This window comes from Actinomadura sediminis (genome assembly GCF_042675525.1).
In the GTDB taxonomy this organism is placed as follows: domain Bacteria; phylum Actinomycetota; class Actinomycetes; order Streptosporangiales; family Streptosporangiaceae; genus Spirillospora; species Spirillospora sediminis.
Genome location: NZ_JBHTJA010000071.1, coordinates 18,260 through 34,862, shown reverse-complemented (window position 1 = coordinate 34,862; position 16,603 = coordinate 18,260). Strand labels below are relative to the sequence as shown.

At 72.4% G+C, this 16,603-nt stretch carries 10 protein-coding genes; 8 read left to right on the top strand and 2 right to left on the bottom strand.

Going from position 1 to position 16,603, the window contains the following annotated elements; translation table 11 throughout:
• The 8 genes from ACFQ11_RS26955 to ACFQ11_RS26920 form a co-directional block, all read left to right on the top strand.
• Positions 1 to 1,082, top strand: a 1,082-nt coding sequence (locus ACFQ11_RS26955) for an acyltransferase family protein (protein ID WP_378303504.1), incomplete at its 5' end; no start/stop codon positions are given.
• A 152-nt stretch (positions 1,083 to 1,234) separates the two neighbouring features.
• Positions 1,235 to 2,356, top strand: a complete 1,122-nt coding sequence (locus ACFQ11_RS26950; RefSeq protein WP_378303502.1) for an acyltransferase family protein — start codon at positions 1,235 to 1,237, stop codon at positions 2,354 to 2,356.
• Positions 2,357 to 2,416: 60 nt separating this feature from the next.
• Positions 2,417 to 4,681, top strand: a complete 2,265-nt coding sequence (locus ACFQ11_RS26945; RefSeq protein ID WP_378303499.1) for a bifunctional glycosyltransferase/CDP-glycerol:glycerophosphate glycerophosphotransferase — start codon at positions 2,417 to 2,419, stop codon at positions 4,679 to 4,681.
• A gap of 88 nt (positions 4,682 to 4,769) precedes the next feature.
• The gene (locus ACFQ11_RS26940; protein WP_378303497.1) at positions 4,770 to 8,189 is read left to right on the top strand and encodes a bifunctional glycosyltransferase/CDP-glycerol:glycerophosphate glycerophosphotransferase; all 3,420 of its coding nucleotides are present in this window, start codon (positions 4,770 to 4,772) and stop codon (positions 8,187 to 8,189) included.
• A gap of 35 nt (positions 8,190 to 8,224) precedes the next feature.
• Complete coding sequence (locus ACFQ11_RS26935) at positions 8,225 to 10,243, top strand: glycosyltransferase family 2 protein (protein ID WP_378303494.1); 2,019 nt, start codon at positions 8,225 to 8,227, stop codon at positions 10,241 to 10,243.
• Between the two features lie 57 nt (positions 10,244 to 10,300).
• Complete coding sequence (locus ACFQ11_RS26930; protein WP_378303492.1) at positions 10,301 to 11,059, top strand: hypothetical protein; 759 nt, start codon at positions 10,301 to 10,303, stop codon at positions 11,057 to 11,059.
• A gap of 18 nt (positions 11,060 to 11,077) precedes the next feature.
• On the top strand, positions 11,078 to 12,202 hold the full coding sequence (locus ACFQ11_RS26925) for a glycosyltransferase (RefSeq protein WP_378303489.1): 1,125 nt from the start codon (positions 11,078 to 11,080) through the stop codon (positions 12,200 to 12,202).
• Between the two features lie 156 nt (positions 12,203 to 12,358).
• Positions 12,359 to 13,387 (top strand): CDP-alcohol phosphatidyltransferase family protein, encoded by a 1,029-nt coding sequence (locus ACFQ11_RS26920; protein WP_378303487.1) that lies wholly within the window; start codon positions 12,359 to 12,361, stop codon positions 13,385 to 13,387.
• Between the two features lie 30 nt (positions 13,388 to 13,417).
• On the opposite strand, the gene ACFQ11_RS26915 is transcribed toward ACFQ11_RS26920, so the two are convergent.
• Together ACFQ11_RS26915 and ACFQ11_RS26910 are read right to left on the bottom strand one after the other, a co-directional pair.
• Positions 13,418 to 14,245 carry an alpha/beta fold hydrolase gene (locus ACFQ11_RS26915; protein WP_378303485.1) on the bottom strand — a complete coding sequence of 276 codons (828 nt, stop codon included), beginning with the start codon at positions 14,243 to 14,245 and terminating at the stop codon, positions 13,418 to 13,420.
• Positions 14,246 to 14,449: 204 nt separating this feature from the next.
• On the bottom strand, positions 14,450 to 16,594 hold the full coding sequence (locus ACFQ11_RS26910; RefSeq protein WP_378303508.1) for a glycosyltransferase: 2,145 nt from the start codon (positions 16,592 to 16,594) through the stop codon (positions 14,450 to 14,452).
• Positions 16,595 to 16,603 lie beyond the last annotated feature (9 nt).

Here is a 16,603-nt window from a genome sequence, read left to right as displayed (position 1 = left end):
CGCCCGGACCGGTCGCGCCGCCCGCCGCGGCCGTCCCGGCGCCCGCCGGCCCCCCGCCCGCCGCCGGGCGGCCGCGCAAGCAGCGGGACCCGTTCTTCGACAACGCGAAGTACTTCGCGATCGTGCTGGTGGCCATCGGCCACTCCATCGCGTACCTGCAGAACGTGCCGATGGCCAAGGGCCTGTACCTGTTCATCTACATGTTCCACATGCCGGTGTTCATCGTGCTCACCGGCTACATGTCGCGGAACTGGACGTTCTCGGGCGGCAAGGCGCGCCGGCTCATCACGGCCGTCGGGGTGCCCTACGTCGTGTTCGAGGTCGCCTACTCGCTCTACGACTGGGCCTGGACGGGCGGGCGGCTGGAAGTCAGCCTCCTCGAGCCCTACTACCTGACCTGGTTCCTGCTCGCGCTGTTCATGTGGCGGCTGTCGACCCCGGTGTGGCAGCAGGTCCGCTGGCCGGTGGCGCTGTCGCTGGTGATCGCGCTGCTGTCCTACACGGGCGAGCTCGGCTCGACGCTCAGCCTGCACCGGGTCCTCGGGCTGCTGCCGTTCTACGTCATCGGGCTCACGCTCCGGCCGGAGCACTTCGAGGTGCTGAAGCGACCGATCGCGCGGCCGATCGGCGCGGTCGTCCTCGTCGCCGGGCTGGGCTTCGCCTACGTGGCGATGGGCCGGATGAACATCGAGTGGATCTTCTGGCGGCACACGCACGAGGAGATGGGCGTCGCCAACGCGACCGGCACGCTGATGCGGGTGGCGATGTTCGGCGCCGCGGCCGTCCTCGTGGCCGCGTTCCTGGCGGTCGTCCCGCGCGGGCGGCACTGGTTCACCGGGCTGGGCGCCGCCACCCTGTACGGCTACCTGCTGCACGGCTTCCTGACCCGTGCGATGAACTTCACCGACGGCTGGGACATCGGCTGGCTCAACACCGAACCCGGCGTGCTCGCCGCGGTCGCGACGGCGGCCGTGGTGATGACGCTGCTGTGCACGCCGCCGGTCGTCCGGATGATGCGGTGGGCGCTGGAGCCCAAGCTGACCTGGATGTTCACCCCGCTGCGGCGCCCGGTGCGGAAGTAGCCGGGAGACCGCCCGGGAGCGGTCCTCGGGAGCGGTCCCCGGCCGCCGGCGGACCCCGGCGAAAGACCCGAATCGTCCGCCGGCGGACCGGAGCACCAGTACAGTGACCGTGTCGTTACCCCCGCGGCACCGTGACGTCTCCCCTCGGAAATATGGCTGTTACCTCCCCTTCGACGAGTTCCTCGCCGAACTCGCCCGCGCCGTCCTCCGGCACGGACGCCCCGCACGGACCCGCCGATCCCCCGGACCGGCCGTCCGGACGGCGGGACGCCTACTTCGACAACGCCAAGTTCTGTGCGGCGGTCCTCGTCGTGGTCGGCCACGTCTGGGCAAACTTCGGGGACAGCCACGCCGTGACGGCCGCCTACACCGTCCTGTACGCGTTCCACATGCCGGTGTTCGTCTTCATCTCCGGCTTCTTCTCGCGCGGTTTCATGCGGTCGACGGGCAAGTTCCGCAGCATCCTGCCGACGCTCGTCGTCCCTTACCTGATCTTCATCGTCCCGTACCGGCTGCAGATCGTCCTCCTCAACGGAGCCGATTTCGACCTGCACGAACTGTTCCGCCCGCACTACCTGATGTGGTTCCTCGTCGCCATGGTGTTCTGGCGGCTGAGCGCGCCGCTGTGGGGCCACCTGCGGCACCCGACGGCCGTCTCGGTGGTGCTGTGCCTGATCGCCGGGAGCTGGACGTTCAACGCCGACGGGACCGTCGCCCGGACGGTCGGGCTGCTCCCGTTCTTCGTGCTCGGCCTGACGATCGACCCCGCGCTCGTCCGGCGGCTCAGGGCCCGGTGGGCGCGCTGGGCGGGCGCCGCCGTGCTGGCCGCGGCGCTGCCGATCGCCTACGTGTGGCAGCTCGGCACGGTCGTCCCGGCGATCGACGCGGACCTGCTCTGGTGGAACCGGGGCTACGAGGACATGGGCTACTCGTCCCCGGAGGGAATGGCCCTGCGGCTCGCCGCCCTGGCGGCGGCGCTGCTGCTGGGGGCCGCGTTCCTCGCGCTCGTCCCGCGCACCACGACGTGGTTCACCGCGATGGGCGCCCGCACGATGTTCATCTACCTGCTGCACGGCCTCGTCGTGAAGGTCCTCGACTACGGCGGCCACTTCGAGGCCGAGGCCCTGCACACCCCCGCGGGGATCGTCGGGGTCACGCTGGGCGCCGTGGCGCTGGGCGTGCTGCTCGGCACCTCGCCGGTGCGGCGGCTGACCCGCTGGGCCGTCGAACCCCGCGCCGATTGGCTTCTCAAGCCACGGCAAAGCAGGACGTAGTATCGATCTACGCTATGCGGCTACCGTTCCGTCGTCTTCCGTTAACCGATTGGCCAGCGCGTGAGCAGTGACAGCAAAGACGTCTCTTTGAGCATCATCGTTCCGGTGCACAAAGTGCAGGGCTACCTGCGGCAGTGCATGGAGTCGATCCTCGAGCCGGGAATCCCGAACCTCGAAGTGATCGCGATCGACGACTGCTCGCCGGACGCCTGCGGGCTCATCCTCGACGAGTTCGCCGAGCGGGACTCGCGCGTGCGGGTGCGGCACCTCACCGAGAACGTCGGGCTCGGCCAGGCCCGCAACATCGGCCTCGACATGGCGACGGGCGACTACGTCTGGTTCTTCGACAGCGACGACCACGCCACCGAGGGCGCCGTCCGCGCGATCCTCGACCGGCTCGCCGAGACGCGCCCGGACGTCCTGATGTTCGACTACGCGCGCTCGTACTGGAACGGGCGGGTCAAGCGCAGCATCATCAACCACCTGTTCCGCGAGCCCCCGGCCCCGGACGTCTTCACGCTCGCCGAGCGCCCGAGCGTGCTGGAGATGATGATGACGTCCTGGAACCGGGCGATCCGCCGCGAGTTCCTGGTGAACCTCGGGCTGCGGTTCAGCAGCGGCTACTACGAGGACGTCAACGTCACCTACCCGATCCTCATGGCCGCCGAGCGGATCAGCCTGCTCGACCGGGTCTGCTACATCTACCGGCAGCGCCGCCGGGGCGCGATCACCAAGACCGCCGGCGCCAAGCACTTCGACGCGTTCGCCCAGTACGACCGCATCTTCGCGTTCATGGACCAGAGGGGCCCGGAGGCGGACCAGTTCCGGCCGCTGATGTTCGACCGGACGATCTGGCACCTGCTCGTCATCCTCGAGCGGGGCGACCGGGTGCACCCTTCGGAGAACGAGCGGTTCTTCGCCGAGATGTCCAAGACCTACAACCGGTACAAGCCGGCCGGGCACGTCCCGCCCGACGACAAGCCGGGCCTCGCCGACAAGCACCGGGCCATCGAGCGCAACGACTTCAAGGCGTGGGAGCGGCTCAACGCGCCCAAGCTGACGACGAAGGCGAAGAAGGGCACGAAGAAGGTCCGCAAGCTGCAGAAGCGCGGCGTCGTCCGCTCCAAGCAGCTCGCGAAGGAGCGCTACTACTACCAGATGCGGCTGCGGATGCCGATCGAGGAGAACCTCGCCGTCTTCGCCGCGTACTGGTACCGGGGTTACGCCTGCAACCCGGCCGCCATCTACGAGAAGGTCCGGGAGCTCGCCCCCCACATCCGCTGCGTGTGGGTCGTGAAGGCGTCCGGCCGCAAGGACATGCCCGAGGGCGTGGAGTACGTGGTGTCGGGGTCGGCGGAGTACTACCGGACGATCGCCGCCGCGAAGTACTTCGTGAACAACGTCAACTTCCCCGACCACGTCGTCAAGCGGCCGGGGCAGGTGCACCTGGAGACCCAGCACGGCACGCCGCTGAAGAAGATGGGCCTCGACCAGATGGAGTACCCGGTCGGCGCCAACGACATGGACTTCAAGGCGCTCATCGAGCGGTCCGACCGCTGGGATTTCCTCATCTCGTCCAACCCGCTGTCCAGCGAGGCGTGGGAGCGCGGGTTCCCGTGCCACTACGAGATGCTGGAGATCGGCTACCCGCGCAACGACAAGCTGGTCCGCGCCACCGAGAAGGACCGGGTGCGGGCGCGCGCCGACCTCGGCATCCCCGAGGGCAGGACGGCGATCCTGTACGCGCCGACCCACCGCGACTACCAGCGCCGCTACAGCCCGATGTTCGACATCGGCCGGGTCGTCGAGCAGCTCGGCGACGACCACGTGCTGCTGCTGCGGGCGCACTACTTCTACAAGCTCAAGGACATGGCGGCCGACATGGGCTGGCCCGAGGACCGCGTCATCGACGTGTCGACGCACCCGTCGGTCGAGGACCTGTCCATCGCGTCGGACGCGCTGCTCACCGACTACTCGTCCGTCATGTTCGACTACGCCAACCTCGGCAAGCCGATCGTGATCTACGCCAACGACTGGGAGACCTACCGGCTCACCCGGGGCGTCAACTTCGACATCACCGAGTTCCCGCCCGGCGTCGTCGCCCGCACCGAGCCCGAGCTCGTCGACGCGTTCGTGTCCCGGGCGGCGTGGGGCGACGCGGCCACGAAGAACCTGGAGGCGTTCCGGGCGCGGTTCTGCCCGTGGGACGACGGGAACGCGGCCGAGCGGGCCGTGCGCCGCGTCTTCCTCGGCGAGAAGCTCCCGCCGGTCGCCGTCCCGGCGGAGGCGGCGAGCATCGGGCCGTCCGCGTCCGGCGCGTCCTAGCCCGCGCCCCCGCAGGACCGTCACATCCCCCAATGACCGTCCCGCGACCGGACCCGCATCCGGATCGCCGGCTCACGAAGGAGTGGGCATGCCCGCCCGCATCAGCGTCATCGTGCTCTCCCACGGCGCCGGGGACCACCTCGGCGACGTCCTGGAGTCCCTCGCCGCCCAGACGTTCCGTGACCTGGAGGTGCTGGTCGTCGACGACGGCACCGGGACGGCCGCGCGGGCGCCGCTGCCCGACGACCGGTTCCGGCTGATCCGGCGGGGGGCGCCCAGCCGGGGCGCCGCCCGCAACCTGGGGGTGGCCGAGAGCGGCGGCGAGTACCTGCTGTTCGCCGACTCCGGCGACCCGCTGCCGGAGGGCGCGGTCGCGGCGCTGCTCGGCGCCCTCGAGGCGTCCGGCGCCGAGCTGGCGAAGGGCCCGGACGCGTCCCGCAAGTGGACCGGCCAGGTGTCGCAGTGGAAGGCGCTCGGCGACACGGCGGCGCCCGCGACGGGCACCGACCTGCGCCGCAGCCCCGACCTGCTGTCCGACCGCAAGATCGTCGGGACGCTGCTGCGCCGCTCGTTCTGGGACGCGCACGGCCTGGAGTTCCCCGACCTGTCCCGCGACGACGACCTGCCGGTCATGGTGCGGGTGCTGCACCTCGCGAAATCCGTCGACGTCGTGCCGGACGTCGTCCTGCACCGGCGGTCGCGGCGGTACGAGCCGACGACCGAGCTGCAGGAGATCGCGGACGGGTTCGCCGCGGCGAACCTCGCCACCGCCTTCGTCGCCGAGCGCGGCGACGCCAAGGAGCTGCGGCGCCTCCAGCTCGCCCTCGTCACCCACGAGCTGAAGACGTTCCTGGACGTCCTGCCCGACCTGTCCGGGGACGAGCGGGAGCAGGTCATCGCGCTGGCGGCGGCGTACGGCAAGGGCGTCTCCGCGAAGGTGTTCGCCGAGGCGCCCGCGCTGGTCCGGCTGAAGTGGCACCTCGCCGCGAGCGGGCACACGATGGAGCTGGTGAAGGTCGTCCGGTACGAGCGCGGCAAGTCGTCGCCGTCGATCGTGCGGGACCCGCTGCGCCGCTACGTCGTGTACCCGTACTGGAAGGACGCCAAGATCGACGTCCCCCGCGAGGTGTACCGGGCGCGCGACGAGGTGAAGATGCGCGGCCGGGCGCACGCGGTGCGCTGGGAGGGCGACCGGCTCGTCGTCACCGGCGAGGCGTACATCAACTCGGTCAGCTCGCGCCGCCGCTGGACGGCGATCAAGACGGTGACGCTGCGCAACGGCCGCCGCAAGATCATCGCGCGGGCGCGGCAGACGCCGAAGCCGGGCAAGTCGTCCGGTGGCTGGACGGGATTCGAGTTCGCGCTGGAGGCCGCGAAGCTGAAGGGCCGCGGCGGCTGGGCCGAGGGCACCTGGGAGGTGCACGCCTCGGTGCTGAACGCCGGCGTGTTCCGGCAGGGCCCGGTGCGCGGCGGCGGCTCCGGGACGGGCGCGAACCCGCCCTACCGGTACGTCGCCGACGACGTCCGCGTCGTCCCGAAGGTCGTGGACGGCAACCTCGTCGTGCAGGTGGAGCGGGTCCGGGAGAAGGCGACGGCGCTGCGCTGGGACGGCCGGACGCTCGTCGTCGACGTCGAGTCGGCGGGCGACGCGCCCGCCGAGGCGGTGCTGACGCTGGGCGACTCGCGGGTCCCCGTCCCGGTGGCGGCCCGGCCCGGCGGCTGGACGGCCCGCGTCTCCCCCGACTCCCTCGACGTCGACATCGACCCCGAGTCGATCGACGACACCCGCGACTGGTCGCTGTCGGTGCCGTCCGATGGCGGGGACGACCGGCCGCTCGTCCTCGCGGAGGGCGTGGAGGAGGCGGCGCGCACCTTCGGGGCGCTCGAGGTGAGCGCGGGCCGCGGCCCGAGCGGGTACGTGCGGGTGCGGCGCGCGACGATCCGGCTGTCGGTGGACGACTGCGTGTGGCGTCCCGACGGGACCCTGTCGCTGGCCGCGACGCACCCGGCGCACGCGTCCGGGCAGGTCGTCCTGCGCAGCCTCGGGCGCCGCAAGGAGTTCGCGTTCGACCTGGTCGCGGACGGTTCGGGCGTGCTGCGCGCGGAGGTCCCCGTCGCCGCGGTGCCGAGCGTCGCGGGCGTGCTGCCGCTGCGGCCGGGCCGTTGGGACGTGCTGTTCCGGCCGCCCGGCGAGCGGGCCCTGACCGTCCGGCTGGCCGAGGCCGCGCAGCGGTCGCTGCCGGGGCCGCTGGAGGTGGCGCGGCGCGGCTACGAGCTGGAGACCAGGAACGGGCGGCTCGTCGTGGCCGTCACCGGCGACGTGTCCAACGAGGAGAAGAGCGCGGGCGCCAAGTACCGGGAGGAGGCCCGCAAGCGGGTCGCCCGGGACGGGCTCCGCGACGCCGTGCTGTTCTCCTGCTTCAACGGCCGCCAGTTCTCCGACAGCCCGAAGGCGATCCACGAGGAGCTGCTGCGGCGCGGCTCCGACCTGGAGCAACTGTGGGTCGTCAACGACGCCCAGGTCGAGCTGCCCGACACGCTGAACGCCGTCCGGCTGAACGGCAAGGAGTGGCAGGAGGCGGTGACGACGTCCCGGTACATCGTCGCCAACCACCGGCTCGGCGACTGGTTCCAGCGGCACCCCGACCAGATCGTCCTGCAGACCTGGCACGGCACCCCGCTGAAGAAGATCGGGCGGGACGTCAAGGAGGTCCACTTCGCGTACGCGCCGGGGATGAAGTCCGCGCTGCAGAGCAAGGACAAGGGGCCGTCCGGGCCGTCCGTCCCCGAGTGGAGCCACCTGCTGTCGCCGAACCCGTTCAGCACGGAGATCTTCCGCCGCGCGTTCGCGTTCAAGGGGGAGATGCTGGAGGTCGGGTACCCGCGCAACGACCTGCTGCACAGCCCCGACGCGGACGCGGTCGCCAAGCAGGTCCGGGCCCGGCTCGGCATCCCCGACGGCAAGCGGGTCGTGCTGTACGCGCCGACGTGGCGCGACGACCAGTACTACAGCCGCGGCCGGTACAAGCACGACATGCGCCTCGACCTCGACCGGGCGCGCGCCGCGCTCGGCGACGACCACGTCCTGCTCGTCCGCCTGCACAGCAACGTGGTGGACGGCGTCCAAGAGGACCCGGACGGCTTCGTGCGGGACGTGTCGCTGTATCCCGACATCACCGAGCTGTACCTGATCTCCGACATGATGATCAGCGACTACTCGTCGGTGATGTTCGACTACGCCAACACCCGGCGCCCGATGCTGTTCTTCACCTATGACCTGGCCGACTACCGCGACCGGCTCCGCGGCTTCTACTTCGACTTCGAGGCGGAGGCGCCGGGCCCGCTCGTCGAGACGTCCGACGACCTGATCGACGCGATCCGCGACGTCGAGGCCGCCACCGCCGGGCACGCCGCCCGCTACGACGACTTCGTGGCGCGGTTCTGCCCCCTCGACGACGGCCGCGCGGCGGCCCGCGCGGTCGACCGCGTCTTCGGGTCGTCCGGCTGACCGCCGGAACAGGAACTACTAAGGATCTCTGAGCAGTGACTACCCCCAAGGTCAGTGTCATCGTGCCCGTCTACGACTGCGTCACGACGGTCGCGACGTCGCTGGGCTCCGCCCTGGACCAGACGATCGCCCCGGAGCTGGTCGAGGTGATCGCCGTCGACGACGGCTCCACCGACGGCAGCGGCGAGGAGCTGGACCGGCTCGCGGCGCTGCATCCCCGGCTGACCGTGCTCAAGCGCCCCAACTCCGGCGGGCCCGGCGGGCCCCGCAACACCGGCATGTCCCGCGCCCGCGGCGAGTACCTGTTCTTCCTGGACGCCGACGACCGGCTCGGCCCCGAGGCGCTGGAGCGGATGTGCGCCGCCGCGGACGCGAACGGCACCGACGTCGTCATCGGCCGGTACGTCGGCGTCGGACGGCCCGTCGCGGAGTTCACCCGCAGCATCGCGCACGTCTCCGTGGACGACCCCGATTCCGACATCTACTCCAGGTCGCTGACCGCGCAGAAGCTGTTCCGCCGGTCGGTGATCGAGGAGCACCGGATCCGGTTCCCCGAGGACGCGCCCACCGGCGAGGACAAGGTCTTCACCGCGCACGCGCTGCTGCACGCGTCCGGCGGCGTGTCCGTGGTCGCCGACCACGACTGCTACTACCTGGTGCAGCGGGAGGACGGCGGCAACCTGACGGAGACCGCCCTCGCGGCCCGGCCGGGCTACTACGCGAAGGCGGCCCGCCCGCTGCTGGAGAACGTCGTGCGGCACCGCGAACCCGGCCCGATCCGGGACCGGATGCTCGTCCGGCATTTCCACCGCGACGTCCTGCACGCGTTCAACGCCGATTACCCCGGCTCGTCCGAGGAACGGCGGCGCCGCCTCTGGGAGGAGGCGCGCGCGCTGTGCGACGAGTACCTCACCGAGTCGGTGGTGCTGCGGATGCCGCCGAAGTTCCGGCTGATCGCGCACTGCCTGCGCGGCGGCGACGAGGACCTGCTCGTCCGGATCATCGAGGCGGACGGCGCCGCCGAGCCCGTGCCGGTCGTCGTCGACGGGGACCGCGCGCACGTCCGCTACCCCGGGTTCCGCGACCCGTCCGCGCCGATCCCCGACTCCTACTTCGACCTGACCGACCGGCTCCGGCTGCGGCGGACCCTGACGTCGGTCGAATGGGCCGGCGACCTGCTGCGGACCGGCTGCACCGCGGAGATCACCCGGCTCGGCCCCGACGGCCGGGCCGTCACGCTGCTGCAGCGGTCCCGCAAGACGGGCGCGGAGCGGCGGCTCGCGGCCGAACCGGACGGCGACGGCGGGTACACCGCCGGCATCGCCGCCGACGACAACGGCGTGTGGGACCTGCACGTGGAGGCGCGGCACGGCGACCTCGCCATGGAGGGCAGGCTCGGCGCCGCCCGCGCTCCCCACGTCGCCGTTCCCCCGGGACGGTTCGTCCGGTGCGCGGACGGCGGCGGCGCGGCGGTCGAGCCGTTCTTCACCCGCGAGTACGGCAACCTGTCGTTCACCGTCACCCGGGGCGCCGCCGGAGCCGTGCGGCTGGTCCGGTTCGAGGGCGCGGAGTGGGCGCCGGACGGGCGGCTGCGGGTCCGCGGCCGGCTCCCGGCCTCGCCCGCCGCGGAGCCGCTCGTCCGGCTCGGCATCACGATCGACCACCGCACGCAGGGCACGTCCCTGGAGGGCGAGGTCGTGCTGGACGGGCCCGGGGACGGCACGGACCCCGGCGGGCGGGGCTTCACCGCGCTGCTGGACCCGCGCGGGCTCGCCGCCGGCCGCTGGGACGCGTGGCTGGAGGTGACGGTCGGCGGGGAGCGGACGCGGCGGCGGATGCCGCTGGCGACGACCGGCCGGTCGCCCGCCGTCCCCTGCGCGCCGCTCGGGCTGCGCCACGCCTCCTTCTACCGGACCGAGGGCGGCAACCTGACGGTCGACGTCGTGCCCGGCAAGGTGCCCGCGCTGGCGCGGTCGGCGAAGCGGCGGCTGCGCGCGCCGCTCGCCCAGCGGACGTCCCCGGGGCGGGGTTCGTCCCAGCGGAACCAGAAGTGACCCGCGGCTCACAGAAGGTGTAAAGTTCTCCGATCAACCTCGGGGGAGGGCCTGTTCGTGGCGATCGTGGCGAACCGTTTCCGGGTCGACGGCGACGATGTCCTGACGATCGGCTGGGACGAGCCCCTTCCGGACGGGGAACGCGTCGTGCTGCGGCACGCCGCGTCCGGGACCGTCCGGCCGGGACGTGCGGCGGACGGCGGCGCCCGCTGGACGGTGCCCGCCGGCGACCTCGAGACCGGCGACTGGGAGGCGTGCCTGGAGGCGGGAAGCGTCGCCCGGCCGCTGCTGACCGACGACCCCGGCTTCTCCCTCGACGGCCTCGCCGCCTACGCCGACCGCCGCCGCGACCGCGCCGTCCGCGCGACCCGCCGCCCGGACGGGCGCGCCGGGCTGCGCATCGGCACGGTCGTCCCGCACGCCGAGGTGCACGCGGTGCACCCCGGCGGCGGCGAGATCGGCATCACCGGCCGCCTCGCCTACACCGGGCCCCGCTCGGGGGACGCCCGCCTCGTCGCCGTCGCCCGCGGCACCGGCTGGAAGGTCGCCTGGTCGGCGAGGATCGAGGGGACGGCGTTCCGCGTCGGCGCGCCCATCGACGTCCTGGCCGCCGAACCGCCCGCCCTGTGGGACCTGTGGCTCGACGTGGCCGACGTCCACGCGCGGCTGGCGTCCCGCCTCGACGACGCCCCCGGCAAGCGCGGCAAGCTGTCGTACCCGCGGCAGTTCACCGGGAACCGATCCGTCCGGCCGTACTACACGCTGAAGGACGAGCTCGCGTTCGCGTGCCACGCGGTCGAAGCGACGGGCCGATGAGGATCGTGTTCATGCCTGTTGGACGCGGCGGCGCTCGACGGCACCGTCCGCAGCACGTTCACGCTCGCGGGCGAGCTGGCCCGGACGCACGACGTCGAGATCGTCAGCGTGCTGCGCACCGCCGACTCGCCCGCGTTCCCGCTCCCGGATCCCGTCCGGCTGCAGCACCTCGTGGACGTGCGCGACGACGCGCGGCCCGCGCGGCTGCGGCCCGGCCGCGCCCGCCGCCTGCACGAGGCGCCCAGCACGCTCGTCCATCCGGAGGAGCGCTCCTACCGCTTCTACTCCGCGCTCACCGACGAGCGCATCCCCCGCGCCATGCGGCGGCTCCGCGCCGACGTGCTCGTCACGACCCGCGCCGGGCTGAACATCGCCGCCGCCCGGTTCGCGCCGCCCCACGTCACCCGCATCGGGCAGGAGCACCTGCACCTCGGCATCCACGAGCCGGGCATCCGCGCCGAGATCGAACGCTGGTACCCGAAGCTGGACGCGGTCACCACGCTGACCGAGACCGACCGCGACGACTACGAGCGCCTGATCCCGGGCACGCCCGTCCGGACACTGCGCAACGGCCTGCCCGACCGCGTGTACCCGCGCTCCCGGCAGGAGAACAAGGTGGTCGCGGCCGCCGGGCGGCTCGCCTGGATCAAGGGCCACGACCTGCTGATCACGGCGTTCGCCCGGGTCGCGGAGAAGCACCCCGAATGGACGCTGCGGATCTACGGCAAGGGCGACCGCGGCGAGCGGCTCCGCCGCCACGCCACCCGCCTCGGCCTCTACAACAACGTCATGCTGATGGGCCCGTCGGACGACATCGAGGGCGAGTTCGCGAAGGCGTCGATCCTCGCCGTCCCGTCCCGCGCCGAGGCGTTCGGCATGGCGATCGTCGAGGGCTTCGCGTGCGGGCTGCCCGCCGTCGCGTTCGACTGCCCCCGCGGCCCCCGCGAGATCATCACCCACGGGCACGACGGCCTGCTCGTCCCGCCCGAGGACCCGGCCGCCCTCGGCGACGCGCTCGTCCGGCTCATCGACGACGAGCGGCTCCGCCGCCGGATGGCCGCGGCGGCGCCCGGCACCGCCCGCCGCCACTCCGTCCGCTCGGTCGCCGCCGGCTGGGAGGACCTCCTCGCCTCCCTCCGCTAGGCGGGCCGTCCGCGACGCCGTTCGATACCGGACATGTCCGGGAGGTGAACCGGCGGTTCCGCGGATCTCACCCCGGCAGTGGGGAAGAATGCCGGAGGCCACATCCGGTCACTCGCTAGCATCGGGAACGGCCCTGACGACGAAAGGAAACCGACCATGGCGAACTTCACGCTCGACGACGTTCGGCAACGGACGTACAAGGCGCGTGACGCGTGGTGGACGGTCCTGCTCGTCGACCCGCTCGCGGCGCGGCTGGTGAAGGTCACCGCCAACCGCACCCGCATCACCCCGAACCAGCTCACCGTCGCCGCGCTCGTCCTCGGGCTGGCGGCGGGCGCGTGCTTCGCGCTGGCCGACTGGCGGTGGCTGCTGGCGGGCGCGCTGCTGTACCACCTGTCGTTCACGCTCGACTGCATGGACGGCAAGATCGCGCGGCTGAAGGGCACCGGGTCGGTGTTCGGCGCGTGGCTCGACTACATCTTCGACCGCCTGCGGGTGCTCGCCTGCGCGATCGCGCTGATGGCCGGGCAGTACGCCGCCACCGGCAACGTCGCCTACGTGTGGACGGCGCTCGCCGTCGTCTTCCTCGACATGCTCCGCTACATGGACTCCCTCGAGATCTTCAAGGTGCGGGCGCAGATGCGGTCGACGCTGGCGAAGACGCGGCGGGAGGCCGAGTCGCTGGAGACGGCGGAGCTGCGCGCCGGGGGCGCCGCGCCGGACGAGGTCGGCGCGCGGCTCGCGTCGGCGGAGAGCACGCTGGACGACGCCGACGACGACGAGGACCGGGTCGTCGGCGACGAGGCCGCCGAGAAGGCCGCCGACGCGGTCATGCAGCGCGGCCTCTACACGCGGTTCCCCTGGTACGTCCGCGTCCGGGACGTGCTGATGCGCGGGCGCATCCGGCCGCACCTGTTCAGCGGCATCGAGTTCCAGATGGGCGTGTTCATCGTCGCGCCGGTCGCGGCCGCGATCGTCCCGGGCGCGATCATCCCGGTCGTGGCGGTCAGCGCCGCCGGGATGCTGTTCTTCGAGCTGGTGGTCATCTACAAGTTCTGGATGGCGACGAACGCCTACAACCGGAACATGCGCGCCCTGGACGAGAAGATCGCGGGCTACCGGGAGCGGCTGCCGGTCGAGGAGGTCGAGCGGATCCAGGCGGGCGCCGGGACGAGCGCCGGCTGACCCGCCCGCCCGGTGCCGCGCGGCGCCGCGTCAGCGCTTGATGAACTCCAGCAGGTCCCGGTTGAAGCGCTCCTTGTCCCCTGGGACCATCGCGATGCCGTGGGAGCCGCCCTCGTAGACCTTGAGCTCCGCGCCCGGAATGATCTGCGCGGACTTGCGGCCGGTGGCGTCGATCGGGACGATCTGGTCGTCGTCGCCGTGGACGACGAGCGTCGGGACGTCGAACCGGCGCAGGTCGTCGGTGAAGTCGGTCCGCGCGAAGGCGTCCACGCACTTCAGGCCCGCCTGGATGTTCTCGTGCATCGCCATGAACCAGAACGCGTCGCGGTTGCCCTGGGTGGCCTTGGTGCCCGGACGGCTCGCGGAGAAGAACGCCTCGGACGCGTCCTTCCAGTACTGCGAGCGTTCGGTGAGGATGCCCCTCTTGATGTCCTCGAAGACCTGCTCGGGGACGCCCTCGGGGTTGCCCGGCCCCTGGATCATCAGCGGCGGGATCGCCGACAGCAGGACCGCCCGGGCGACCCGGCCGGTGCCGTGGCGGCCGATGTAGCGGGCGAGTTCCCCGCCGCCCATGGAGTGCGCGACGAGCGTGGTGTTCCGCAGGTCGAGGTGCTCCATCAGGTCGTCGAGGTCGTCGGCGAAGGTGTCGAAGTCGTAGCCGGTGAAGGGCTGGCTGGAACGGCCGTGGCCGCGCCGGTCGTGCGCGATGCCCCGGAAGCCGTTCCCGGCGACCGTCAGCATCTGGTCCTCCCAGGCGTCCGCGTTCAGCGGCCAGCCGTGGATGAACACCACCGGGTCGCCCGAACCCCAGTCCTTGTAGAAGATCTCCTCGCCGTCCCTCGTCTTCACGTACCCCATGCGGGTGCTCCCCCGTTTCGTGGTGGTGCCGCTGGAACAGTCCCATTCCCGTCCCGCGTCTCGTTCCGCCTCAAGAGGGGAGGGCACCGCCGGTTCCGCCCATCCAGCAGAAAACGGACGCCCCTCCCCGGGCGTGGCTTCCCGAGGAAGGGCGTCCGCTAAGCCACCGGCGGGCCAAGAAACCTTTGCGGCTCCGGGACCGCGCTACTGTGCGGCGGGCGCCTCGGTGCGCGCCGGGGGCCGGGCGAGGAGGTCCGTCCACTGGCGGCACACCTCGTCGAGCCCGTACGCCGCCCTGACCTGCTCGCGGGCCTCCGCCGCGTCGCTCTCCCAGCGGCCGAGCGCGACCGTCGTGGCGATCGACGCGGCCATGGCGGACGGGTCGTCGTGGATCCACCGCCGGTCGTAGATCGTGTCGGAGCCGGGCCACGGGAGCAGCGCCGGGACCGCGCCGGACGCCATCCCCTCGGCGGGCGCGAGGTGGAAGCTCTCGTCGTCGCTGGTGGACAGGACGAACCCGATGCGGCGCAGCCAGGACGCGACGTCGCGGCCGTAGGAGTCGAACACCACGCCGCCCGCGAGGAGCGGCGAGCGCCGGATCCGGCGGAACAGCTTCTCGTAGTGCTCGCGCTCCTCGTCCTTCTGCCAGATCCACCAGTACTCCCACGGGAGCTTGGACTTGACGAAGAGCGTGAAGCGCGGGTCGTCGCGGCGGAGCTCCTCCAGCACGTCGACGGCGAGGTCGAGGCGCTTGCGGGACGGCGCGATGCCGATGATCCCGAGGTGGTGCCGCGCCCCGGCGAGCTTCGGCCGGTCGAGCTGCCGGTCGTCCACCCAGTTCGGGACGGTGACGACCTTCTCGGCGGGCCAGCCGGTCATCTCGCGGGTCAGGTCCGTGTAGTGCGGGCTGACGCAGACGACCTGGTCGACGGCGTCGATGTCGAGCTGCTTGGGCCAGGGCGCGTACAGCTCGAACCGGTGGAGCCGGACGACGAGGCGCTGGCCCGCGCGCTTGTTCTTCGCGTACCAGAGGGCGTTCGGCCCGCACCATTCGCAGATGACGACGTCGGCCCATTCGACGAGCTCGCGGCTGCGGTCGGCGTCGTGGGCCTTGAGCGCGGCCCAGTGGTCGACCCGGACCTCCATGTCGGGACGGGACCGCAGGTAGTCGAGGAGGCGGGTGAAGAACTTCAGGTCGTGTCCCGCGACCCCGACCCGCAGCCTGCGCGCCCCGGGCCGGTACGCGGCCGCGGCCGCCCGGACCTGCTCGGCGGGCTCGGGGAACGTCTCGGCGAGGTAGCCGGCGAGCCGCTCGGCGGCGGCGTCCAGGCCGAACCCGGCGGCGGCCGCGCGGCAGCGCTCGACGGCGACGGTGAACACCTCGGGGTTCTTGCCGATGAGCGTGAGCGCGTCGAGGACGTCGGTCTCGGTGGCGGCGAACAGCGGGTAGTCGGCGCCGAACAGCCGCTCGTGCATGGGCGTCCGGTTGAGGACGACCGGGACGCCGAGCATGCCGCACTCGAGGAGCTTCGTCGACAGTTCGAGGCTCGCGTCCATCTCGGGGTGCCGCCACGACAGGCCGACGTCGCAGCCCGCGGTGAGCCGCATCGCCTCCGCGCGGGGGTGGCCGCCGTGCCAGACGACGCCCTGCCCGGTCTCGAGCGCGGTGCGCATCCGGTCGGCGTACCCGGGGTCGTCCGGGTCGTCGTGGATCTTGTCGCCGACCATGTGGAGTTCGGCGTCCACCCCGCGCCCGCCGAGCAGGCGCGGCAGCGCGCACATCTCGTAGGTGTTCCAGCGCGGCGCGAACTTGCCGGTGTAGACGAGGCGGAGGGCGCGTCCGTCCGGGGTCCCGGCGGGGCGCGGCTCCAGGCCGTCGGGGAGCACGACGACGGGCGGGAACAGGACGCACTTGCCCGCGGTGGCGGGAACGGCGGCCTCCAGGAAGCCGCGCAGTTCCTCGGTCTGGCAGAGCAGCAGCCGGGACGCGTCGGCGATGCGGCGCAGCTCGGCCTTGGCGGCGTTGTCGAACTGCCCGGCGGACTGCGGCACGTCGGTGAGGTAGGTCCACAGCCGTCCGGCGAGGCCGGTGTGGCACAGCTTCCCGGCGAGCCGCCGGCCGCGCACGACGGCGAGGTCGAACGGCTGCTCCGCGTCGATGCGGGCGAGGGTCACCGCGGCCGCCCGCGGCTGCATCGGGGCGTCCGATTCGAGCAGGCCCTCGGCGTGCGGGCTGCGGACGGTGACGCCCGGCAGGCCGCGCAGCGGGTCGACGAGGCGCCCGGTGCGCACCGGCGCCTTGAGGACGAGCGTCACCTCGCAGCCCGCGCGGGCCAGCGCCTGCACCATGCCCTGGAC